We start from the raw sequence: 20,920 nt of genomic DNA, 5'->3' as shown, positions 1-20,920 counted from the left end.
ATTTGCTGAACAATCCATGCATGGCAAATGAAAAACCCGATGCCAAGGCCGAGGCCTTGTGGAGCCACCTGCACTGGCTGGTCGTACTGGAGCAGCAGGGCAGCTTCACCTCGGCCGCCGCGCGTTTGGGCGTGAGCAAGGCGGCCATGAGCCAGCGCGTGGCCGAACTGGAGCGTGCAGCCGGCATCGCCCTGGTCACCCGCACCACGCGCAGCGTGCGCCTGACCGAAGTGGGCCAGCGCCTGGTGGACGACACGCGCGGCGCCTTCGAGCACATCGCCCACAGCTTCTCCGGCGTGCGCGACCTGGCTGCCGCACCGCGCGGCCTGCTGCGCGTGACGGCGCCGCTGGCCTTTTCGCGCCAGCAACTCATGCCGCGCCTGCCGGCCTTCCTGCGCGCACATCCGCAGATCCGGCTGGAGCTGGACCTGTCGGACCAGATACGCTCGCTGGCGCTGGAAGGGTTTGATCTGGCCATACGCCACGTCACGGCGCCGCCCGAAACCCATGTGGCCTGGGCGCTGGCGCCCACGCGCTCGCTGCTCGTGGCCAGCGCGGACTACCTGGCCGCGCACGGCACCCCGTCCACGCCGCAGGACCTGGCCGCGCACCACTGCCTGCACTATCCGCGCACCCAGGGTGCCCCGGCCTGGAGCTTCGTTCCCCGCGACGCCGGCGTGGACGGCGTGCGCGTCGTCGTTCCCGTGACCGGCGGCTTTGCCGCCAACAACAGCGAAATCCTGCGCGACGCGGCACTGGCCGGCCTGGGCATCGCCCTGGTTCCGGACTTCAGCGCGCAATCGGGCCTGGCCTCCGGCCACCTGAGCGAAGTCCTGCCCGGCTGGCGGCCCGTCGACGCCTTCGGCGAACAGCTGTTCGCCATCCGCCCCTACGCCAGCCATGTCCCGCGCGCGGTGGCGGTGTTCGTGGACTTTCTGCGGGAGTCGTTTGCGGCGGGGTTCATCCGCTGAGGGCGAGCCCTCAGGCCTTGATCCCCAGCTTGTCCACCAATTGCTTGAACACCGCGTTGTCGCGGTCGATCACGGCCTTGAATTCGGGCTGGTCCAGGTAGCCCTCGCCCATGTTCTGCTTGGCCATGGTTTCGCGCAGGACGGGGTCCTTGAGGGTCAGGGCCATGGCCTTGCGCAGGGTCTGGACCACGGCGTCGGGCGTGTTGCGGGGCACGGCCAGGCCGCGCCAGCCGCCGATGAGCAGGTCGATGCCGCGCTCCTTGAGCGTGGGCACGGCTTCCCAGCCGGCCTGTATGCGCTGCTCGGCCATGATGGCCAGCGGGCGGATCTTGCCGGCCGCCACATAGGTGGCCACCTCCACGGGCGTGACGGCCACGGCCTCGATGTGGCCGCCCAGCAGGTCGAGCACGGCGGGGTTGGCGCCGCGGTAGGGCGCGTGGTTGAACTTCACGCCCGCCTTGTCCTGCAGCGCGGCGGCGGCCAGGTGGCCCAGCGAGCCCGGGCCGGCATTGCCGATGCGCACCGCTGCCTCGTCCTTGCGCGCGGCGGCGATCAGTTCCTCGATGCTGCGATAGGGCGAGTCGGCACGCACGGCGATGGTGGCGGGGTCGGCGTTCAGGCGGGCCACGGGCAGCAGGGCGTCGGAGCTGATTTTGGTCAGCCCCATGTGCGGGATCATGGTCAGCTCGACAGTGATGATGCCGATCTTGTAGCCGTCCGGCCGGGCATTGGCCAGCTCGGTCCAGCCCACGGCGCCGCTGGCGCCTGCGCGGTTGAGCACGATCAGGTCCTGCGGCAGGTGCTTGCGCGCCACCTCGGCCAGCGCGCGTGCCAGCACGTCGGTGCCGCCGCCTGCAGCGAAGGGCACGATGAGTTCGATGGGGCGCTGGGGCCAGGCGCCGGCAGGCGCTTGTGCCATGGCGGGCAGGACGGGCGCTGCGGCCAGGGCGCCGAGTGAGCGGATGAAATGGCGGCGGGATGCGGTGGTCATGTTGTCTCCGGAATCTGTTCTAAGTGTCTTTTGTCGCTGCTGCGCTTCAATCCATTTTGATTTGGGCCGCCTTGATCACGCCGCTCCACAGCGCCTGTTCCGAACGCACGAAGCCTGCGAACTGCTGCGGCGTCATCTCCATGGGCTGTATGCCGATCTCTTCGAGCTTGGCACGCGTTTCGGGGTGGCGCAGGGCTGTGGCCAGGCTCCTGTTCAGGCGCTCGGTGAGCGCAGGGCTCAGGTGGGCGGGGCCGACGAAGCCCTGCCAGGCATAGGCTTCGAAACCGGGCACGCCGGCCTCGGCCATGGTGGGTACGTCGGGCAGGATGGGCAGGCGCTGGGGCGTGGCCACGGCCAGCACGCGCAGCTTGCCCGCGCGGATGGCCGAGATGCTGGGCGGCAGGTCCACGAACATGGACTGGATCTGGCCGGCCATGAGGTCCTGCAGCGCCGGGGCCGAGCCCTTGTAGGCCACGTGCAGGATCTGGGTGCCCGTGCGCTGCTTGAACAGCTCCAGCGCCACGTGCAGCGGCGAGCCCGGCCCCGACGAGGCCGAGGAGATGCCGCCCGGCTCCTTGCGCGCCATGGCCAGGAATTCCTGCACGTTCTTCGCGGGGAAGGACGGATGCACGGCCAGCACCAGCGGCATGCGGCCCAGGCCGCCGATGTAGCTGAAGTCCTTGCCCGCGTCATAGCTCAGGCGCGCATACATGGCGGGGTTGAAGGCCAGCGTGCCCGAGTCGGCCGTGCCCAGCGTGTAGCCATCGGCCGGGGCGCGTGCGATCAGCGTGGCGCCGATGATGCTGGCCGCGCCGGGACGGTTGTCCACCACCACGGGCTGGCCCAGGTCCTTGCCCATCTGCACGGCCAGCTGGCGCGCGATCACGTCGGTGGTGCCGCCCGGTGCGTAGGGCACCACCCATTTGACGGGCTGGGTGGGCCAGGCTGGCGCACTCTGGGAGGACGGGGCTGGGGCGGATTGCGCCTGGGCGGTGCCCATGCCCAGCGTCAGCAGGGCGCAGGAAAGCCAGGCCTTGCGGTGCAGGGCCATTGGGTTGAACAGCATTTTTTTGTCTCCGGTGGTTTTTATGGGTGTCTGTTGCGCCGTGCGTCAGCGCGGCCGCAGCATCCATTCATGCGCGGGGTCGTTGCGAAAGGCCCAGCGCCGCTCGGGCCCGGCCATGGTGTTGAGGTAGTAGAGGTCGTAGCCGTGCGGGGCCACACAGGGGTGGTAGCCGCGCGGCACCATCACGGTGTCGCGATGCTCCACCGCCATGGCTTCGTCGATGCTGCGGTCATCGGTGTAGACGCGCTGGAAGGCAAAGCCCTGGCTGGGGTTGAGCAGGTGGAAGTAGGTTTCCTCCAGCACGGTCTCGGCGTCCGGCGCGGCGGGGTCGGCGCTGTCGTGCTTGTGCGGTGGGTAGCTGGACGAGTTGCCCGCCGGCGTGATGACCTCGACCACCAGCAGGGACTCGGCCGCCTCGGTCTCGGGCAGGATGTCGCAGACATGGCGCGTGTTGCTGCCCTGGCCGCGCACGCTGCGGCGCATGCTTTCGGGGGCGATCACGCGCGTGGCGTGGCGGCCCGTGGCGGGTGCGGCGCTCAAGGCAACGTCGGCTGGGCTGCGCGCCGTGATGCGCAGGCTTTGGCCGGGCGGCACGTACACGGCCGTAGGCGCACTCTCCTCGAACACGCTGGCGCGGCTGCCCAGGGCGCTAAACGCCTGGCTGCCGACCTGCACATCCACCTGGCCGGTGAGCACGGTGATGCAGTATTCAAGCGGTCCCGTGGACAACTCCTCCTGCTCGCCTGCCTGCAGCCTCAGGGCCTTGAAGTGGATGTGCTTCCAGCCCGCACTGGCCGGCGTGATGTCGGTGACGATGCGGCCGGGCGCGGCCTTGACGAGCAGGCTCATGCTGCAGCTCCTTCGGTGATGTCCTGGGAGGTTTCCACGCGGCTGGCATCCCAGCCGGCGATCAGCGCACGGAAGTTGGCGGCGACGGCATCGCGCAGCGCGGCGTCGTCCAGCTCGTTGCGCAGCCACTGCAGCGCGGGTCCGGCCCAGACGCTGCGGCCGATCATGAAACCCTTGACCACGGGCGCCCGCGCCTGGGCAAAGCCCTGCACCAGTTGCTCCACGGGCTGGGACAGGCCCAGGATCACGGCGCCCCGGCACCAGGGATCGCGTTCGTTCACCAGGGCGTCCAGCGCCTCCCAGTTCTCGCGCGCCATGGTGCCGACCTTCCACCATTCGGGCCTGAGGCCCAGGTCGTAGAAGTGGCGTATGGCACGCAGCACGGCCTCGCCCCGGTCGTCGGGCGCCAGCGTGTCCTTTGGCGGGATCACTTCCAGCAGCAGCTCATGGCCGCTGGCGCGCGTGGCGGTCCAGACCTGCTGCAGCCAGGCATCCTGCTCGGCGCGCAGTGCGGGCGTGTCGTCGGGGTGGTAGAAGACCAGGCATTTGACGGTATGGCTTTGCGGCCAGTGCAGCAGCTCGGAAGCCAGCGAGTCCGTGCCGTCGAAGCGCAGCGGGCGCGAGCCCGGCAGCTCGATGGGCCGGCCTATCCACCAGCCGCGTCCCGTGGCGTCGTGCAGCGCGGCCTCGCCCAGGTCGTGCCGGCCGTCGATCAGCACGCCCATGCGGCCCGCATTGCCCGGGTCGCGCTCGACCTGGGCGACCACCTCGTTGATCAGCCGCTTGAGCGGGCGCAGCCGCGCGGGCGCTGCGCCGGCCTCGCGCGCCAGATCGTCGAACTGGCTGCGGTGGTCATAGGCCAGCACGCACAGCGCGGGCCACTGCGGCCGCGCGCGGCTGACGCGGTGCAGGTGGGACAGCTCGGGGTCCTGGTCGGGACGCGGATGGCGGTGGCCCGAGAACCAGTGCGCCAGCTCGGCCTGCGTGGGCATGGCCGGCGCGCAGCCATGGCGCGAGACCACGATGGCGCCGCAGGCGTTGGCAATCGCCGCAGATGCCTCCAGGCTCTTGCCGCGCAGCAGCCCCGACAGAAGGCCGGAGGCAAAGGCATCGCCCGCGCCCAGCACATTGAGCACTTCCACGCGTTCGCCCGGCACCGTGGGCGCCTGGTCGATGGCATCGGGCACCGCGCCTTCGATCAGCGAGCAGCCCAGCGGCCCGCGCTTGACCACGAAGACGGCGCGGCTGCACGCGCGCACGCGGCGCAGGCTGGCGATCAGGTCGCCCTCCACGCCACCGGCGATCAGCCATTCCTCCTCGGTGCCGATGATGAGTTCGAACGGGCCCAGTTCGGCCTGCAGCCTGCGGCTGACCTCGGCGCTGGCGACATAGCGTGTCTCGCCGTCGCCCCGTCCGGTCAGGCCCCACAGCACGGGCCGGTAGTCGATGTCCAGCACGCGCACCAGTCCGTGGCGGCCTGCGATCTCCAGCGCCCTGCGGCTGGCGGCCAGCACGCCGGGCGCGCTCAGGTGGGTGCCCGTGATGGCCAGGCAGCGGCAGCGGGCCAGGAATTCCTCGCTGATGGCTGCGGCGTCCAGCGCCATGTCGGCGCAGTCCTCGCGGGCGAACAGCAGGGGGAAGGTCTCCTGGTCCTTGATGCCCAGTAGCACCATGCCGGTCAGGCGCCGGGCATCGACCTGCACCTGGCTGGTGTCGCAGCCCTCGCGCTGCAGCGTCTCGACCAGGAAGCGGCCGTTGTGCTCATTGCCCACGCGCGAAATCATGGCCGAGCGCAGCCCCAGGCGCGCCGTGCCGAAAGCCATGTTGCCGGAGGAGCCGCCCAGGTACTTGGCAAAGCTGCCGGCCTCCTCCAGGCTGCAGCCTATCTGCTGCGCGTACAGGTCCACGGCCAGACGGCCCAGGCAGGCCACGTCCAGCGGACGGTCGGAGGGAAAGTTCAGCATGCTCATGGTCATAGGCCCGTGCGTTGCGAGGGGCCCGGGGCGTGCGGGCCTCCCCATAATCGTTGCGTTCGTGCGATCATAGATCGAAATAGAAAATATTTTCCACAAATATGAAAAATAGAAAAACACTGGCCGATGCGGGCGCCACTGCGGCCTGCGGCCCTTACGCCGACCGCGCTGCCTTCCTGGACGTGCTGCGCCAGGGCTTCGAGGCACTGAGCCGCCAGCTCAAGGCCATAGGCCGGCATGTGGAGATGCAGGGCGACCGCCTGGCCTTCGACGGCATCCAGGCCACGGCCGAACAGTGCGGTGTGCAGCCTTCTGCCGTGGTGCGCTTTGCCAAGCATTTCGGGTTCTCGGGGTACTCGGAACTGCAGGCGCTGTTCCGCGCCGATGCGGCGCGCCAGCTCTCGGCCCAGCATGACTACCAGGACCGCATCCGGGGCCTGATCGCCTCGGGCAACGAACCGCGCAGCGGCGCGCGCCTGGCGCACGAGGTCATCGAAGGCAGCATCGAAAGCCTGCAGGCCCTGCAGCGCGGCCTGCCGCCGGAGCAGTTCGAGGCGGCGGTGGACCTCATGCTGGATGCCCCCTCGCTTTGGCTGGCCGCCTCGCGCCGCGCCTTCCCCGTGGGCGCCTACCTGGCCTATGCGCTGCAGCACACCGAAAAGCCCGTGCACTGGCTGCACGGCCTGGGCGCCATGCAAAAGGGCGAGCTGCGCGCGCTGGCGCGCGGCGACGTGATGCTGGCCGTCTCCTTCGAGCCCTATGCGCCCGAAACGCTGGAAATGGTGGACGCGGCCCTGGCACGCGGCGCGCGCCTGCTGGCGCTGACCGACAGCCAGCTCAGCCCCCTGGCATCCCGCGCCACCGTCACCCTGCTGGCCCAGGACGCAGCCACCTTCGGCTTTCGCTCCCTGACCAGCACGCTGACCCTGGCGCAGTCGCTGTTTCTGGCGCTGGCCTACCGGATGGAGCTGGCGTACGAGCCTTCGGGGAAGAGGTCCTAGGCGGCAGCGTTCCGCCCAGCGCCGCTTTGTGGGGGTTCACCAATGCGCAGGCTTGCCGGCTGGTTTTTTCCGCGTCTGCACGTTCAGCGGCAACTGCGATTGCGCCAGCTCGTCGTCCCTGATGTGATGGCGAACCCAGTGCGCCAACGCCGTCAAGCGCTTGTTGGGCACTTTGCCGTCTGCTGCGGTCCTGTCGCGCAATGGCATGACCAGCCCCAGCCTGGCGGCGGGCACGTCCTCGCGCAGCATGCGCAGTGCGGGTTCCACGTCACTGTCGTTGGAGCAGATCACCAGCTGGTCGCATTCGCCACGTACTGCATCACGGTAGGCGTGCAGCGCAAGGTTCACGTCGGTCTGCTTTTCTTCGATCATCCAGACGCGCGACACGTTGTTCTTGCTCGGGTTGGCGCCCGCTTGGTAGCTCGGCAGGGATGTGGGTTCGAAGACGTGGAAGCCGTTGACGATCTGGATCAGGCCAGGGTCTTGTGCCTGAAGGGCGCGAAGGTACTGGGTCTGTGCCTGGACCGATGCCTCGCCATGCCGGGCGTACGAGGCTTTGACGGGGGCCGTGAAGTACTTGATGGCGACAACCTCTGCGCCAGGGTCTTGCGGCAGCAGGATGCGATCACGAAACAGCGCAGCAATGTCCAGCCACTTGTACGGCGTGCCCTTGAGCCGCGAGTAGTAGAGGTTATAGCCGTCGATGTAGATGGTTGTTCTGGTCAATGTCCAAGCCACCAATGAAAAGACCACCTTGCGGTGGCCTTTTCGCCCTAAGCCTGAGCCAACTGAATGACACCGCGAAGGGATTGTGTAGTGCGATTCTAGCAACTCCTGCCATTCAAAGGCCTGGAACGGCGCCTGTTCCTGCGCCGCACGCCGTTGGACAGGGGCGCGGGTTGATGCCCGATGCGGCACTGCAGTCCCCGGGGGGCCTCTTCTACCCCGCAGCCGCCGCGCGCAGCAGCCGGTCGCGCACGCCTTCCCAGTCCGGCGTGTCGGGCGGGGTCTCGATCCAGATCAGCTGGGCGCCGATCTCGTCGAAGTCGCGCAGGGCGCCGAACAGCTCGCGCGCGGTGGCGGCGGCGTCGGCGGGCATGGCGCGAAGCGTGACGGCGCGCGAGGCGGTGCGCAGCGGTGCGCGGTGGTAGACGGCCAGGTTCCTGGCGTCGGCGCCCAGCACGTCCAGCCCGGCCTGCAGCTGCCTTGCATCCATGAGCCGGACCTTGGCGTTGGGCGCGTAGTGGGCCAGCAGCGTGCCGGAGGCGCGTGGCGTGTTCTCCAGCAGCTCGTCCTTGGACAGGGGACGCTGGCCGCAGGCGCGCTCGATGTCGTCGCGCGTGATGGCGCCGGGGCGCAGCAGCACGGGCACGCCGCGCGTGCAGTCCACGATGGTCGATTCAATCCCCACTTCGCAGGCGCCGCCGTCCAGCACCAGCAGCGTGTCGCCGAACTCGCCGGCCACATGGGCCGCCGTGGTGGGGCTGACGCGGCCGAACTTGTTGGCGCTGGGCGCCGACACGCCCCAGACGGGCGGCTGCAACTGCTGGCAGGCGGCCAGCACGGCATGGGCGATGGGGTGGGAGGGGCAGCGCAGGCCCACGCTGTCCTGGCCGCCGGTCGAGGCGCGGGCGGCCTGGGGCAGGCGCGGCAGGATCAGGGTCAGCGGGCCGGGCCAGAAGGCGTCGATCAGCTGCTGCGCGAACAGCGGCACTTCACGTGCGTAGCGCGTGATGGCGCCGCTGTCGGCCACATGCACGATGAGCGGATGGTTGGGCGGCCGGCCCTTGGCGGTGAAGATCTGCGCGACGGCCGCGTCGTTGTCGGCATCGGCCGCCAGGCCGTAGACGGTTTCCGTGGGCAGGCCCAGCAGTTCGCCGCGCTGCAGCGCCTGTGCGGCGGCCTGGACAGAGGCCGCCAGCGTTCCATCAAGAATCATCGCGCGGGCCTTCAGAACGGCTCTATACCCAGGATGGCAGCGGCCTGCAGGGCGGTGGAGCGCACGGCCTCGGGCGTGGGGCCGGTGACGTTCAGGTGGCCCATCTTGCGGCCGCGCTTGGCGTCGTGCTTGCCGTACAGGTGCAGGTGGCAGCCGGGCAGGGCCAGGACCTGGTCCCAGGCCGGCGCCTTGGCCTGTTCGCCGTCCTTGAACCACAGGTCGCCCAGCAGGTTCAGCATGATGGACGGGCTGTGCTGGCGCGGCTGCGTCAGCGGCAGGCCGGCCATGCAGCGCACCTGCAGCTCGAACTGCGAGACATCGCAGGCGTTCTGGCTGTAGTGGCCGCTGTTGTGCGGGCGCGGCGCGATCTCGTTGACCACGAGCATGCCGTCCTGCAGCACGAAGAATTCGACGCAGAGCACGCCCACGTAGTCCAGGCCGTCGGCCACGGAACGTGCGGCGGCCAGCGCCTGCTCGACCTGGGCCTGTGGCAGGTTGCCTTCGTAGACCTCGGTGACGGAGAGGATGCCCTCGCGGTGCAGGTTGCGCTGCACGGGCAGGTTGACCATGGAGCCATCACGGCCGCGCGCCACGATGACCGAGCATTCATGGGCCAGCGGCAGCATTTTTTCCAGCACGCAGGCCACGCGGCCCAGTTGCTCCCAGGCGGTGGCCAGCTCGGCGGCGTTCTTCACGCGCACCTGGCCCTTGCCGTCGTAGCCCATGCGCGCGGTCTTGAGGATGCCGGGCAGCAGGCTGGCGTGCACGGCCGCCAGCTGGGCCGGCGTCTCGATCACCGCGTAGGGCGCGCAGGGCACGCCGCAGCGCACGAAGTGGGCCTTCTCCTGGGCGCGGTCCTGGGCAATGGCCACGGAGGAGCCGGCCGGCGAGACCGGCCGCTGGGCGGCCAGCAGGTTCAGCGCCGCGGCGGGCACGTTCTCGAATTCGGTGGTGACGGCGGCCGCCAGGCGCGCCAGTTCGGCCAGGCCCTGCGGGTCTTCGTAGCCGGTGCGTATGTGGTGGTGGCTCACCAGGCCCGCGGGGCTGGTCGGGTCGGCGTCGAGCACGGCCGTGAAATAGCCCATGGCCTGGGCCGACTGCACGAACATGCGGCCGAGCTGGCCGCCGCCCAGAACGCCCAGGGTCGCGCCGGGCAGGATCACTTCAGCGGCGCTCATGCGGCCACCGAGGGAAGCGTCATGGCACGCGCGGCGGCGGTCTGCTCGGCGCGGAAGGCTTCGAGCTTCGCCCGCAGGGCCGGGTCCTCATTGGCCAGCAGGGCCACGGCGAACAGTGCCGCATTGGCCGCGCCGGCCGCGCCGATGGCAAAGGTGGCCACGGGCACGCCCTTGGGCATCTGCACGATAGAGTGCAGCGAGTCCACGCCCTGCAGGTGGCGGCTGGCCACCGGCACGCCGAGCACGGGCACCACGGTCTTGGCGGCGATCATGCCGGGCAGGTGTGCGGCGCCGCCGGCGCCCGCGATGATGGCCTTCAGGCCCCGGCCGGCGGCGGCTTCGGCATAGGCGAACATGTCGTCGGGCATGCGGTGGGCCGAGACGACCTGGGCTTCATGGGCGATGCCAAATTGCTGAAGAATGGCAACTGCGTGCTGCATGGTCTCCCAGTCGCTGCTGGAGCCCATGACCACACCGATCTGGATGGAGTTCATGTCGTGAGGGCGCCTGCGGCCCGGCCTAGTGGAACCCGCGATTTTACTTTTTTAGTCCGGATCGGCCCGCATCCCCCTGCAAATCACCGCACAGCCGTGTGCTGCTCGCGCGCAAAACCCAGCACACGCTGGCGAAACACATGGGCCAGCCAGGCCAGGGCCACCGCCACCTGCGCGGCCAGCGACAGCCACATGCCGCTGGTGACGGGCTTGGTCAGGCCGGCTGCCAGCGGCTGGGCCAGCATGGCGGCATCGGCCCCGGCCAGGCCAAAGGCCAGCAGCGGCAGCACGATGTTGACCAGCAGCCAGGTGACGGCGAACGCGGCCAGCGGTGACTTGATGCGCCCGGCCAGCAGGGAAAAGCCCGTGGCCAGCGCGGCATCACGCAGCAACTGCGCCGTTGCCAGTGCCGCCAACTGGGCTGTACCGGGCAGGATGGGCTGGCCGCCTGCGGGCCACAGCAGCCACAGCGCACAGGCCAGCACGGCCAGCAGCCAGCTCACAGGCCACAGCGGCAGGGCCTCGAGCGCGCCACGCCAGCGCCCCTGCAACACGCACCATTGCACCTGGCGCCAGCTGCGCAGGCCTTCGTCCATGCCGTGCAGGCAGACATAGGCCGTGCCCGCCAGCGCCAGCCCCGTGGTCCATGCGAAGAAGGAGGCCGGACCGGGGCCCTGCAACTGCATTGCATCGAGGTGCATGCCGCCAAAGGCCAGGCCCGCCACGCACAGGCCCAGCGGCCAGGCCCAGGGCAGGGTGCGCACATCCAGCCGCGTGCACAGCAGCCGCCACAGGGCCAGCAGGCCCAGCCCCAGCGCGATGGCGCCGAACAGGTAGATGGCGCCGCGCCCGTGCAGCGGTACGGACCACCACAGCACAGGGCGGCCTTCCTCGCGGCCCAGCTGCTCGGTCAACCGGCCCAGGATGGGGCCGGGCAGCACCATCACGAACAGCAGCGGCACCAGCACGAAGCGGATGCGGCGCGCGGGTTGCTCCTTCGGACCCCAGCCCATGAGCACGGAGTGCATGCTCCAGGCCTGCAGGGCCAGGCCCCACAGCGCGGCCTGCAGCACGGCGTGCACGCCCCAGGCCAGCCCGCCCGGCTGGCCTGCCGAGGTGGCCAGCACGGCCAGCGCGCACCACAGCGTGTACAGCCAGGCCGGCAGCGGGGCGCCCAGCAGCTTGCCCCAGGCCATTTGCCAGGGCGTCAGGGCTGACAGGCGCTGCCAGTCCCAGGTGTGCTGGCGCGCTTCCTCGTTGAGGCCGCGTCCGGCCAGCACGCTGCCCAGGCCGGCCGCGGCGATCCACATGCCGACCAGCGCGGCGATCAGCAGCGTGTGCAGGCGGCGGTCGGGCTGGACCAGGGCCATTGGCGTGGCCAGCAGCAAGGCGGTGAGCAGCAGGCTCCAGCCCAGCTGGGACGGCCGCCAGTTGAGCCAGAGCTGGCGCTGGAATTCGGGGTTGTGCGTCATGGCTGTTCCGCAGGGGTGGGGGTTGCTGCGTTCTGCAGGCCGCGCGCATAGCGGTCCTGCAGGCGCTCGCGCACCGGGGCCAGGCTGGCCACGGGCAGGCCGGTACCGACCAGGCGGGCCAGCAGATCGGCGCGCTCGCGCGGCAGGGTGGGCAGCCACAGCTGCAGATGCACCAGGCCCTGGTCATCGGGTGGCGGCACAGGGGTGTCGGGAAGGACCAGATGCAGCTGCCGTGCCAGCGACCCGGCCGAGGCACCCGGTGGCGGCGCCAGCTCCAGTGCGTACAGTGCCAGCGGCGCATCGCCGCCGGCGGCAGGTGCCTTGATGCCGCCGTGCAGGGCCTCGTGGCTTTCCACGCGGCCGCCGCGCAGGCTCAGGATGTGGGTGCAGTACTCGTCCAGTTCGCTGAGGATGTGGCTGGAGACGATCAGGGTCATGCCCTGGGCCTGCAGCGCACGCATCAGCCGGGACAGGCTGGCGCGTGCCTCGGGGTCCAGGCCGCTGGCCGGCTCGTCCAGCAGCAGCACGCGCGGCTGGTGGACGATGGCCTGGCCGATGGCCACGCGCTGGCGCTGGCCGCGAGACAGCTCGGTGGGCAGGCGCTCCAGCAGATCGGCCAGGCCCAGCTGCCCGGCCACGTGCGCCACGCGCTGCGGCGCCTCGGACGGGGGCACGCCCATGGACAGGGCTGCGTACTGCAGGCAGCGCCGCACGCTCAGGCGGTCATAGAGGCCGAAGAAATCCGACAGATAGCCCAGGTGCCGGTGCACTTCGCGGGGCTGCTCCTGCACGGCAATGCCATGCACCTCGACCTGGCCCGACAGCGGCTGGTCCAGCCCGGCGATGCAGCGCATCAGCGTGGATTTTCCGGCGCCGTTGGGCCCTACCAGGGCCGTGACGGTGCCTGCGGCGATATGGACGCTGACGCCGTCCAGCGCGCGGTGGCCCGGGTACTCGAACACCAGCTGCGAAACCTTGATCAAGGCGAGCCCTCCCTCATTGTGTTGATGGCAGGCCGCAATGGCGGCTCAGCGCGCCAATATAGCCCAGCGCTGCCACGCCTCGTCCCCGGCCGGGCTGCTTGAAATGCACGCAGCCGGCTCCCAACTGGGGTGGTTGCCGTCCATGGCGCCCACGCCATGGAATTGCTGGAGAATCACACGGTCCGCATCGGAGGCATCCGGCCGCCGAACTCCGAACCGCCACAGTTCGCGCGCCCTGGCCGCGCGCCTTGCCACAGGGTCTGATCACATGATTGATGTCACCATTGAGAATTTCGAAGCCGAAGTCGTCGCCGCCTCCATGCAGGTGCCGGTGCTCGTCGACTTCTGGGCGCCCTGGTGCGGCCCGTGCAAGACGCTGGGCCCCATCCTGGAAAAGCTGGAAGTGGCCTACGAAGGCCGCTTCAAGCTGGTCAAGATCGATTCCGACCAGGAGCAGCAGCTGGCCGGCATGTTCGGCATCCGCTCCATCCCGACCTGCATCCTGATGATGGGCGGCCGGCCCGTGGACGGCTTCATGGGCGCCCAGCCCGAAGGCAAGCTGCGCGAGTTCCTGGACAAGCACCTGCCCTCCGAAGGCGAGCTGGCGGCCGAGGCCGAAGCCGACGAGGCCCACCAGCTGCTGGAAGCCGGCGACACGCAGGCCGCCCTGCAAAAGCTGGCCGATGCGCTGGCCGCCGACCCAGCCAACGACGATGCGCGCTTCGACTACGTGCGCCTGCTGATCGCCACGGGCGGCTACGAAGAGGCTGGCGCCCTGCTGACCGAGCCGCTCAAGCGCATTCCCCAGCCCACACGCTTCGAGGCGCTCAACCAATGGCTGCAGTGCATGCTCTTCGTGCACAACGACGATCGCGGCAACTGGGAGTTTGCCCAGTTCGATGCCGTCATCGCACAGAACAAGCGCGACTTCGACACCCGCTTCGGCAAGGCCCAGGCCCTGGCCGCCGAAGGCCAGTGGGCAGCCAGCATGGACGAGCTGCTGGAAATCATCATGCGCGACAAGGAATGGAACGGCCAGGCCGCGCGCAAGCTCTACGTGGGCATCCTGGAGCTGCTCACGCCCCCGAAGCCCAAGAAGCAGGACGCCATCCCCGGCAAGAGCAGCGGCGGCATCGAGCTGCTGGGCAAGGCTGGCGCCGAGCAGGACGAAGCCACGCAACTGGTCAACAGCTACCGACGCAAGCTCAGCATGGCGCTGAACTGAGACCGGCGCTGCACGGGTGAAGAGACGGGGAGCCTTGCGGCTCCCTTTTTTCATGGCGAGGACTCAGGGCGCAACCGGTTCCTCGGCCGCATGCGCGCGGTGCAGCAACTGCACGAAGCCGGGCGCATCGGGCAGATGCACATCGGCCAGGCGCCTGACCGGAATGCCCGGGGACCACGAATTCATCACCACGGCGCCGGCCAGGGATGGCAGGTCGGCCCGGGTCAGCACGGCCTGGCGCTGTGTCACGCCCAGGCGCTGCAACTGGCGCCGCAGCATGGACTCGGTCGTGCCCCGCAGCACCTGGGCGTGCGGCCAGACCACGGCATCTCCATCCCAGAAGGCCAGGTTCCAGATGGTGGCCTCGCCAATGCGGCCGTGGCGGTCGGCAAAGGCGGCGTCGTCAAAGCCCTGGGCCACGGCGCGGCGCAGCAGATGCGTCTTGGCCACCTCGCCCACATGCTTGAGGTGGGGCAGCATGCGCTCATGCTCGAACAGCGCCAGGCTCAAGGGCCCGGCGGGGCCCGAGGCGGGTGCCGAGGTGCGCACCAGCATGCGCGGCCGCGCATCGGCGGCCGTGAATTCCCCGGCAGGCGAGTACACCGTGGCGGTCAGCGACACATCCTGCGGGCCGTTGGCAAGCGCCGCCCGCAGCTGGGCCTGGACATGGTCATCGGACAAGGCCTGGCCGTACAGCTCCAGCGAGGCCTGGCGCAGACGCTGCAGATGCAGGTCCAGCCCGCGCAGCCGGCCGCCGCGCACCTGCATGGCCGTGAAATGGGCATGGCCGGCAAAGGCCAGGGCGGCGAGTTCGGCCGCCGTAGCGGGCTGCCCATCGACGAGGCTGGTGAAGAAGGAGGCGGTTTCCATGGATTCATCCATCAACAAGTTTTCTTGATTGTTCGATGGCGGTTCCAAAAGAGGAAGCAAGTAGTATTCGATGCTCCATCAAGAAAAATTTGAAGATCCATGCGCCAGCTTCCACCGGGCACACGCGCCCTGCGCAGCTTCGAGGCCGCAGGGCGCCACCTGAACTTCACGCGTGCGGCCGACGAACTGGGACTGACCCCGGCGGCGGTCAGCCACCAGATCAAGGAGATGGAGGAACAGCTGGGCCTCGTCCTCTTCACGCGCAACAGCCGCAGCATGCAGCTCACGCCCGCAGGCAGCGTGCTGCTGGAGGCCACGGCCGAGGCGCTGGGCCTGCTGCGGCGCGCCACCGCCCGGGCGCGCCAGCTGGCCCGGGGCGAGACGCGGCTGCGCCTGTCGCTGGGCGCGCGCTTTGCCACGCAGTGGCTGCTGCCCCGGCTGCCGCGCTTTCGCGCCGCGCATCCGCAGATCGAACTGAGCTTCGACATCAGCGACGAGGTGCGCGACTTCGACGCCGATGACATTGATGCAGCCATCCGCTTCGGCACCGGCCGTGATCCGCACACCCTGGCGGTGCGCCTGTTCGACGCCAGGGTCATCCCCGTCTGCAGCCCGGCCCTGCTGCAGTCCGGCCCGCCGCTGGCCAGCCCCGCCGACCTGCTGGGCCACACGCTGTGCCACGTGGACTGCATGGTGGACGGCCAGGTCTGGCCGAACTGGCCGATGTGGATGGCGGCGGCCGGCGTGGAGGGCCTGGACGCAGGCCGCTGCATCGCATTCACCGACTCCAGCCATGTCGTGCAGGCCGTGCTGGACGGCGGCGCCGTGGGCCTGGTCGAGCAGGACCTGGTGGCCGAAGACCTGGCCCGCGGCCGCCTGGTGCGCCTGTTCGACATCGCCGTGGGCCTGGGCCCGGCCTATGCCTACCACCTGCTCTACCCCCGGCGCAGCCAGGGCCAGCCGGCCATCGAGGCGCTGCGTGCGTGGGTGCTGCAGGAGGCCGGACTGTAGCGCCTACTTCCGTACGGGATCGGCAAATCGCATCAACCCGCGCACCACGGCCTGCACGGCCGGGTCTTGCTGCGAGGCGCTGCGGCAGGCCAGGCCCAGCGGGCGTGTCAGGGCGGGACTCAGCCCGCGCTGCTGCAGCGTGCGGCTGACGGCGTCCATGGGCTCCTCGCGTGGCAGGACGGTGGGACCGTGGCCTGCGGCGACCAGGGCGCGTATGCCTTCGGGATAACTCATCTCCATGCGCGGCTGGGGCAGCAGGCCGGCCTGGGCAAACCATTGCGACAGCAGGCGGTGCATCTGGGTGCCGGCGGCAAAGCCTATCCAGGGCTGGGCGTTGAGCCATTCGGGCGTGATCTGGTCGGGCAGCGGCATCTGCGGCGGCGCGAACAGCTCCATGGGGTCGTTGCGCCAGGCCAGCACCTCGAGCCCCGCAGCCACGGGCTGGGGCAGACCGACCAGGGCCAGGTCCAGGCTGCCGGCCGCCAGGCGCTGCATGGCCTGGGCCGAGCTCACGACTTCCAGGCGCAGCTCCACGCTCGGTGCGTGCTCGGCCAGCCATTGCAGCAGTTCGGGCAGCAGCAGGGGGCTGACGCCGGCCGAGGCGCCTATGCGCACGCTGGCGCCAAAGCCCTCGGCACGCTTGCGCACCTGGCGCAGCAGGGATTCGCTGTCTGCCAGCAGGCGGCGTCCGCCTTCGGCCAGCAGTTCGCCCGCAGGCGTCAGCTGCGCCTGGCGCTTGCCGCGCACCAGCAGCGGTGTGTCCAGGCGCGCTTCCAGCTCCTGGATGTGCAGGCTGACGGCAGGCGGCGACAGGTGCAGGGCCTGGGCCGCGGCGGCCAGGGTACCCAGGTCGGCCACGGCCACCAGGGTCTGGAGCTGGTCGAGGTTCAGGCGTCGCATCAGGTTTCCTGAAGATAAGGTTCCGAAGATTCGACTTTATCTAATCTGGGTGCGAATCCATCATCCCGTCCCGTATCAGGAACGAGGCCATGGAATGGAATTGAGCAACGCGGTGCTGGCCGCGGCCCTGGGGGCCGCGCTGATGAATGCGGGATGGAACAGCGCCATCAAGCTGGGCGGCGACAAGATGGTCGCCATGGCGCTGACCACGGGGCTGGCCAGCCTGTGGTCTCTGCTGGTGCTGCCCTGGCTGGACTGGCGTGCGGCGGCGCTGTGGGATGCATCGGTGTGGTGGTGGCTGGCGGCCTCGGTGGCCGTGCACACCGCCTACCACTTCGTGCTGCCGCGCGCCTACCAGCATGGCGAGTTCGGCGTGGTCTACCCGGTGGCACGCGGCAGTGCGCCGCTGTTCGTGACGCTGGGCGCGGCGCTGCTGGCCGGTGAGTGGCCGGGCGCGACCGGGCTGGCCGGCGTGCTGTGCCTGTCGCTGGGCGTGCTGGCGCTGTCGTTGCGCAGCGGTGCGGCCAGCGGTTATGGCGGCAGCGGCTATGCGCTGGCCACGGGCGCCATGATTGCCTGCTACACGGTCATCGACGGGCTGGGTGCGCGCGCATCCGGTTCCGCGCTGCTCTATGCGGCCCTGCTCACGCTGGGCGATGGCCTGGCCACGGTGCTGATCGTCGCCTGGCGGCGCGGTCCTGCCGTGCTGCGCGCCGATGCTCGCACTTGGCGCCTGTGCGCCCTGGCCGCCGCCATGCAGCTGAGCGCCAGCTGGATGGCGACCTGGGCGCTGTCACAGGCGCCCATGGGGCTGGTGTCTGCACTGCGTGAAAGCAGCGTGCTGTTTGCAGGCTGGATTGCCGCCTGGCTGATGCGCGAGCGCCTGGGCCGCGTGCGCATGCTGGCCTCGGCCCTGGTGTTCGGCGGCATCGTGCTGGTGCGCTGGGGCGGTTGATCCGCCCGGCGCCAACGGCGGCTGCGTGCTCAGCCGTGGCTGATGCGCGTGCCCAGCAGGGACAGGAACTGTGCGATCCAGGCCGGATGGGCCGGCCAGGCGGGGGCGCTGACCAGGTTGCCTTCGGTGTGCGCCTGGTCCACGCCGATGTCGGCGTAGGTGCCGCCGGCCAGTTCGACCTCGGCACGGCAGGCCGGGTAGGCCGAGCAGGTGCGGCCCTTGAGCACGCCGGCGCCGGCCAGCAGCTGGGCGCCATGGCAGACGGCGGCCACGGGCTTGTTGTTGTCGAAGAAGTGGCGCACGGCGGCGCGCACGGCATCGTAGTTGCGCAGGTATTCGGGGCCGCGTCCGCCGGGGATCACCAGGGCGTCGTACTGCTCGGGCTTGATGTCGGCGAAGCTGGCGTTGAGCGTGAAGTTGTGGCCGGGCTTTTCGCTGTAGGTCTGGGCGCCCTCGAAATCATGGATGGCCGTCTTGATGTGGTCCCCCGCCTTCTTGTCGGGGCAGACCGCGTGCACCGTGTGTCCCACGGCCTGCAGGGCCTGGAACGGGACCATGGTTTCGTAGTCCTCGCAGTAGTCTCCGCAGATCATCAGAATCTTCTTGCCGGCCATGTGCTTGCTCCTTCGAAAAAAGTCAGAGGGAGCAAGCATTGTGGCAGTGTCGGTGACGCCGGCGTGACCGGCTGCAGAAACGGGCCCGCGCAATGAAAAAGAGAGCCGAAGCTCTCTTTTGCGGGGACAGGCAGGCTGCAGCTCAGGCCGTCAGGCGCTGCAGCGCTTCGCGGTACTTGGCGGCCGTCTTCTCGGTCACCTCCTGGGGCAGGCGGGGCGCCGGGGCGCTCTTGTCCCAGGGCTTGCCGTTGACCTGGGCCTGCTCCAGCCAGTCGCGCACGAACTGCTTGTCGTAGCTGGGCGGGTTCTCGCCCTTGGCCAGCGCCTGGGCATAGCCTTCCACGGGCCAGTAGCGCGAGCTGTCGGGCGTGAGCACCTCGTCCATCAGCACCAGTTCGCCGTTTTCGTCCAGGCCGAATTCGAACTTGGTGTCGGCAATGATCATGCCCTTTTCGAGGGCGATGGCGGCGGCTTCCTTGTAGATGCGGATGGCTGTATCGCGGATCTGGGAGGCCAGCTTCTCGCCGACCATCTCCACCGTGCGCTCGTAGGTGATGTTCTCGTCATGGTCGCCCATCTCGGCCTTGGCGGCCGGCGTGTAGATGGGCTCGGGCAGCTTGGCGGCGTTGGTCAGGCCTTCGGGCAGGGGAACGCCGCAGACCGAGCGCGATTCCTGGTATTCCTTCCAGCCGCTGCCGGCCAGGTAGCCGCGCACCACGGCCTCGATCAGCACGGGCTTGAGGCGCTTGACCAGCATGGAACGGCCCGTGACCTGGGGCACTTCGGCGGGCGTGACCACGGATTCGGGCGCTTCGCCGGTCAGGTGGTTGGGGCAGATGTGGCCGAGCTTGTCGAACCAGAACAGCGCCATCTGCGTCAGCAGCTCGCCCTTGCCGGGGATGGGCTCGCCCATGATCACGTCAAAGGCCGAGAGGCGGTCCGAGGCCACCATCAGGATGCGGTCATCGCCCACGGCATAGTTGTCGCGCACCTTGCCGCGCGCGAGCAGCGGCAGCGAGGCAATGTTGGAAGTGTGCAGGGCGGAGGGACGGGACTGGGTGGTCATGTGAGGCAAGGGGCAATCTGGCAAAGAGGCTGCAGGGGCCGGAGGGCTGCAAGCGGCACGCGCAGGAGCGCGATTCTACCCAACGGCGCCTCACGGTGACGGACGGCCTGTGGCCACCCCCACCCCAGGGGCGCAGCCTGGCAAACCCGCCGATTGTGCGCCCAATCGCATGGCGCGCAAAACCCGCCTCCAAGGCCCTGCACCGTCCTGCGCTATCGGCTTGCGGCGTTGCTTTTGACCCGACCCGGGCGCATAGTGGATTCGCAAGCAAACGAATGCGCATTCCGGCCTGCAAGCACCTGTCCCGGCGGATCGTCCCCCGGTGGACCGGGCTGTTTCCATCCAGAGCAAGGAGTGTTTAGATATGAATCTGACGATTAGTGGGCATCACCTGGAGGTCACTCCCTCGCTGCGCAGTTACGTCATGGCCAAGCTCGAACGCATTCTTCGACACTTTGACCAGGTGGTGGATGTCAAGGTCTTGCTGACCGTTCATAACCAGAAGGAGAAGGAAAAGCGCCAACGTGCCGGTTGCACGCTGCGCGTCAAGGGCCAGGATCTCTTTGTCGAAACCTCTCACTTCGACCTTTATGCCGCCGTCGACGCGCTGGCTGACAAGCTGGACCGCCTCGTGGTGCGCTACAAGACCCGCCAGCAGGGCAGCCGCTACGGCACGGCAAAGCGGCTCGATGATGCTGGACTGACCCTGGCGTCAGTCGGGTGACAGGTAAGGCGCCGGCCCTGTGCGGGCGCTTACAATACCTGCGTTTTTGTGGCTGATGTGCCACGCACGACCACCGCCCTTCGGGGCGGTTTTTGATGGGGGTCAGGGTTTCCCCACGGTTTCCGGCACTGCGGTGCATAATTGTTTCCCGAACCATGAACCGTCTTGCCTCCATCCTGCCCGCCGCTCAAGTGCTCGTGAGCGTCGACGTCACCAGCAAAAAGCGCGCTTTCGAAGAAGCAGGTCTGCTATTCGAGAGCCTGCATGGCCTGTCCCGCGCACTCATCACCGACAGCCTCTTCGCGCGTGAACGCCTGGGCTCGACGGGGCTGGGCCATGGCGTGGCCATTCCCCACGGTCGCATCAAGGGGCTGACCGCTCCGATGGCAGCCGTGTTCCAGCTGGACCATCCCATTGGCTTCGATGCGCCCGATGAGCAGCCCGTGGGCCTGCTGATCTTTTTGCTGGTGCCCGAAGCGGCGACGCAAAAGCATCTGGAAATCCTTTCTGAAATCGCCGAACTGCTCAGCGACAGCCAGCTGCGCGAGCGGCTGAAGTCCTGCGGCGATGCGGCCCGGCTGCATGGAATGATTGCCGGCTGGCAGTCTTCCGCCGCTCCGCTGGTCTAGACTTTCTCT

At 69.2% G+C, this 20,920-nt stretch carries 20 protein-coding genes and 1 pseudogene; 7 read left to right on the top strand and 14 right to left on the bottom strand.

The window, feature by feature from the left end:
* Positions 1–20 precede the first annotated feature (20 nt).
* Positions 21–971, top strand: coding sequence for a LysR family transcriptional regulator (locus ACF8LI_RS02455; protein WP_392411939.1), 951 nt, complete (start codon positions 21–23; stop codon positions 969–971).
* A 10-nt stretch (positions 972–981) separates the two neighbouring features.
* On the opposite strand, the gene ACF8LI_RS02450 is transcribed toward ACF8LI_RS02455, so the two are convergent.
* From ACF8LI_RS02450 to iolC, 4 genes are read right to left on the bottom strand one after another with little or no spacing between them, the layout of a single operon-like run.
* Complete coding sequence (locus ACF8LI_RS02450; RefSeq protein ID WP_392411937.1) at positions 982–1,962, bottom strand: tripartite tricarboxylate transporter substrate binding protein; 981 nt, start codon at positions 1,960–1,962, stop codon at positions 982–984.
* A 46-nt stretch (positions 1,963–2,008) separates the two neighbouring features.
* A complete protein-coding gene (locus ACF8LI_RS02445; RefSeq protein ID WP_392411936.1) occupies positions 2,009–3,028 on the bottom strand; it encodes a Bug family tripartite tricarboxylate transporter substrate binding protein in 1,020 nt (339 codons plus the stop codon).
* A 45-nt stretch (positions 3,029–3,073) separates the two neighbouring features.
* Complete coding sequence (gene iolB / locus ACF8LI_RS02440) at positions 3,074–3,877, bottom strand: 5-deoxy-glucuronate isomerase (RefSeq protein ID WP_017404006.1); 804 nt, start codon at positions 3,875–3,877, stop codon at positions 3,074–3,076.
* Positions 3,874–5,847 carry a 5-dehydro-2-deoxygluconokinase gene (iolC, locus tag ACF8LI_RS02435; RefSeq protein WP_392411934.1) on the bottom strand — a complete coding sequence of 658 codons (1,974 nt, stop codon included), beginning with the start codon at positions 5,845–5,847 and terminating at the stop codon, positions 3,874–3,876. The genes iolB and iolC overlap by 4 nt, the downstream gene beginning before the upstream one ends.
* A gap of 104 nt (positions 5,848–5,951) precedes the next feature.
* Between iolC and ACF8LI_RS02430 the strand changes: the two genes are divergently transcribed.
* Positions 5,952–6,851 carry a MurR/RpiR family transcriptional regulator gene (locus tag ACF8LI_RS02430; protein WP_392411932.1) on the top strand — a complete coding sequence of 300 codons (900 nt, stop codon included), beginning with the start codon at positions 5,952–5,954 and terminating at the stop codon, positions 6,849–6,851.
* Between the two features lie 36 nt (positions 6,852–6,887).
* Here the strand turns inward: ACF8LI_RS02430 and ACF8LI_RS02425 are convergent, their stop codons facing one another.
* From ACF8LI_RS02425 to ACF8LI_RS02400, 6 genes and pseudogenes are all read right to left on the bottom strand, one after another.
* Positions 6,888–7,577: an NYN domain-containing protein gene (locus ACF8LI_RS02425; protein ID WP_392411930.1), complete on the bottom strand. Its 690-nt coding sequence runs from the start codon at positions 7,575–7,577 to the stop codon at positions 6,888–6,890.
* Positions 7,578–7,791: 214 nt separating this feature from the next.
* Complete coding sequence (locus ACF8LI_RS02420; protein WP_392411928.1) at positions 7,792–8,790, bottom strand: L-threonylcarbamoyladenylate synthase; 999 nt, start codon at positions 8,788–8,790, stop codon at positions 7,792–7,794.
* 11 nt (positions 8,791–8,801) lie between these two features.
* Entirely contained in the window at positions 8,802–9,968 is a 1,167-nt protein-coding gene (locus tag ACF8LI_RS02415) for a 5-(carboxyamino)imidazole ribonucleotide synthase (RefSeq protein ID WP_392411926.1), read from the bottom strand.
* Complete coding sequence (gene purE, locus ACF8LI_RS02410; RefSeq protein ID WP_016449129.1) at positions 9,965–10,462, bottom strand: 5-(carboxyamino)imidazole ribonucleotide mutase; 498 nt, start codon at positions 10,460–10,462, stop codon at positions 9,965–9,967. The genes ACF8LI_RS02415 and purE overlap by 4 nt, the downstream gene beginning before the upstream one ends.
* A gap of 83 nt (positions 10,463–10,545) precedes the next feature.
* Positions 10,546–11,934, bottom strand: a complete 1,389-nt coding sequence (locus ACF8LI_RS02405; RefSeq protein ID WP_392411924.1) for a hypothetical protein — start codon at positions 11,932–11,934, stop codon at positions 10,546–10,548.
* Positions 11,931–12,851, bottom strand: a pseudogene (locus tag ACF8LI_RS02400) (ABC transporter ATP-binding protein); the annotation flags it as partial. The gene ACF8LI_RS02405 and the pseudogene ACF8LI_RS02400, both read right to left, overlap by 4 nt.
* Positions 12,852–13,185: 334 nt before the next feature.
* On the opposite strand from ACF8LI_RS02400, the gene trxA reads away from it, so the two are divergent.
* A complete protein-coding gene (gene trxA / locus ACF8LI_RS02395; RefSeq protein WP_392411922.1) occupies positions 13,186–14,142 on the top strand; it encodes a thioredoxin in 957 nt (318 codons plus the stop codon).
* Positions 14,143–14,205: 63 nt separating this feature from the next.
* On the opposite strand, the gene ACF8LI_RS02390 is transcribed toward trxA, so the two are convergent.
* The gene (locus ACF8LI_RS02390) at positions 14,206–15,012 is read right to left on the bottom strand and encodes an aminotransferase class IV family protein (RefSeq protein ID WP_392411921.1); all 807 of its coding nucleotides are present in this window, start codon (positions 15,010–15,012) and stop codon (positions 14,206–14,208) included.
* A gap of 99 nt (positions 15,013–15,111) precedes the next feature.
* Here ACF8LI_RS02390 and ACF8LI_RS02385 point away from each other — a divergent pair, with 99 nt between their 5' ends.
* Complete coding sequence (locus ACF8LI_RS02385; protein WP_392411920.1) at positions 15,112–16,023, top strand: LysR substrate-binding domain-containing protein; 912 nt, start codon at positions 15,112–15,114, stop codon at positions 16,021–16,023.
* A gap of 3 nt (positions 16,024–16,026) precedes the next feature.
* On the opposite strand, the gene ACF8LI_RS02380 is transcribed toward ACF8LI_RS02385, so the two are convergent.
* Entirely contained in the window at positions 16,027–16,923 is an 897-nt protein-coding gene (locus tag ACF8LI_RS02380; RefSeq protein WP_017406462.1) for a LysR family transcriptional regulator, read from the bottom strand.
* Between the two features lie 94 nt (positions 16,924–17,017).
* Between ACF8LI_RS02380 and ACF8LI_RS02375 the strand changes: the two genes are divergently transcribed.
* Positions 17,018–17,878 carry a DMT family transporter gene (locus ACF8LI_RS02375; protein ID WP_343739854.1) on the top strand — a complete coding sequence of 287 codons (861 nt, stop codon included), beginning with the start codon at positions 17,018–17,020 and terminating at the stop codon, positions 17,876–17,878.
* Positions 17,879–17,907: 29 nt separating this feature from the next.
* Here ACF8LI_RS02375 and ACF8LI_RS02370 read toward each other — a convergent pair whose 3' ends face one another.
* Together ACF8LI_RS02370 and ACF8LI_RS02365 are read right to left on the bottom strand one after the other, a co-directional pair.
* Positions 17,908–18,492: a DJ-1/PfpI family protein gene (locus ACF8LI_RS02370; protein WP_016449139.1), complete on the bottom strand. Its 585-nt coding sequence runs from the start codon at positions 18,490–18,492 to the stop codon at positions 17,908–17,910.
* Positions 18,493–18,634: 142 nt separating this feature from the next.
* Positions 18,635–19,558, bottom strand: coding sequence for a phosphoribosylaminoimidazolesuccinocarboxamide synthase (locus ACF8LI_RS02365; protein ID WP_016449140.1), 924 nt, complete (start codon positions 19,556–19,558; stop codon positions 18,635–18,637).
* Positions 19,559–19,922: 364 nt separating this feature from the next.
* On the opposite strand from ACF8LI_RS02365, the gene hpf reads away from it, so the two are divergent.
* Together hpf and ACF8LI_RS02355 are read left to right on the top strand one after the other, a co-directional pair.
* Positions 19,923–20,282: a ribosome hibernation-promoting factor, HPF/YfiA family gene (gene hpf, locus ACF8LI_RS02360; protein WP_016449141.1), complete on the top strand. Its 360-nt coding sequence runs from the start codon at positions 19,923–19,925 to the stop codon at positions 20,280–20,282.
* A gap of 155 nt (positions 20,283–20,437) precedes the next feature.
* Entirely contained in the window at positions 20,438–20,911 is a 474-nt protein-coding gene (locus tag ACF8LI_RS02355) for a PTS sugar transporter subunit IIA (protein WP_016452020.1), read from the top strand.
* Positions 20,912–20,920: the final 9 nt, after the last annotated feature.

It is taken from the genome of Delftia sp. WSY_12 (assembly GCF_043104645.1).
Taxonomy (GTDB): Bacteria; Pseudomonadota; Gammaproteobacteria; order Burkholderiales; family Burkholderiaceae_C; genus Comamonas; species Comamonas tsuruhatensis.
The sequence above is the reverse complement of the archived record's forward strand: the minus strand, read 5'-3'. Positions and strand labels throughout refer to the sequence as shown.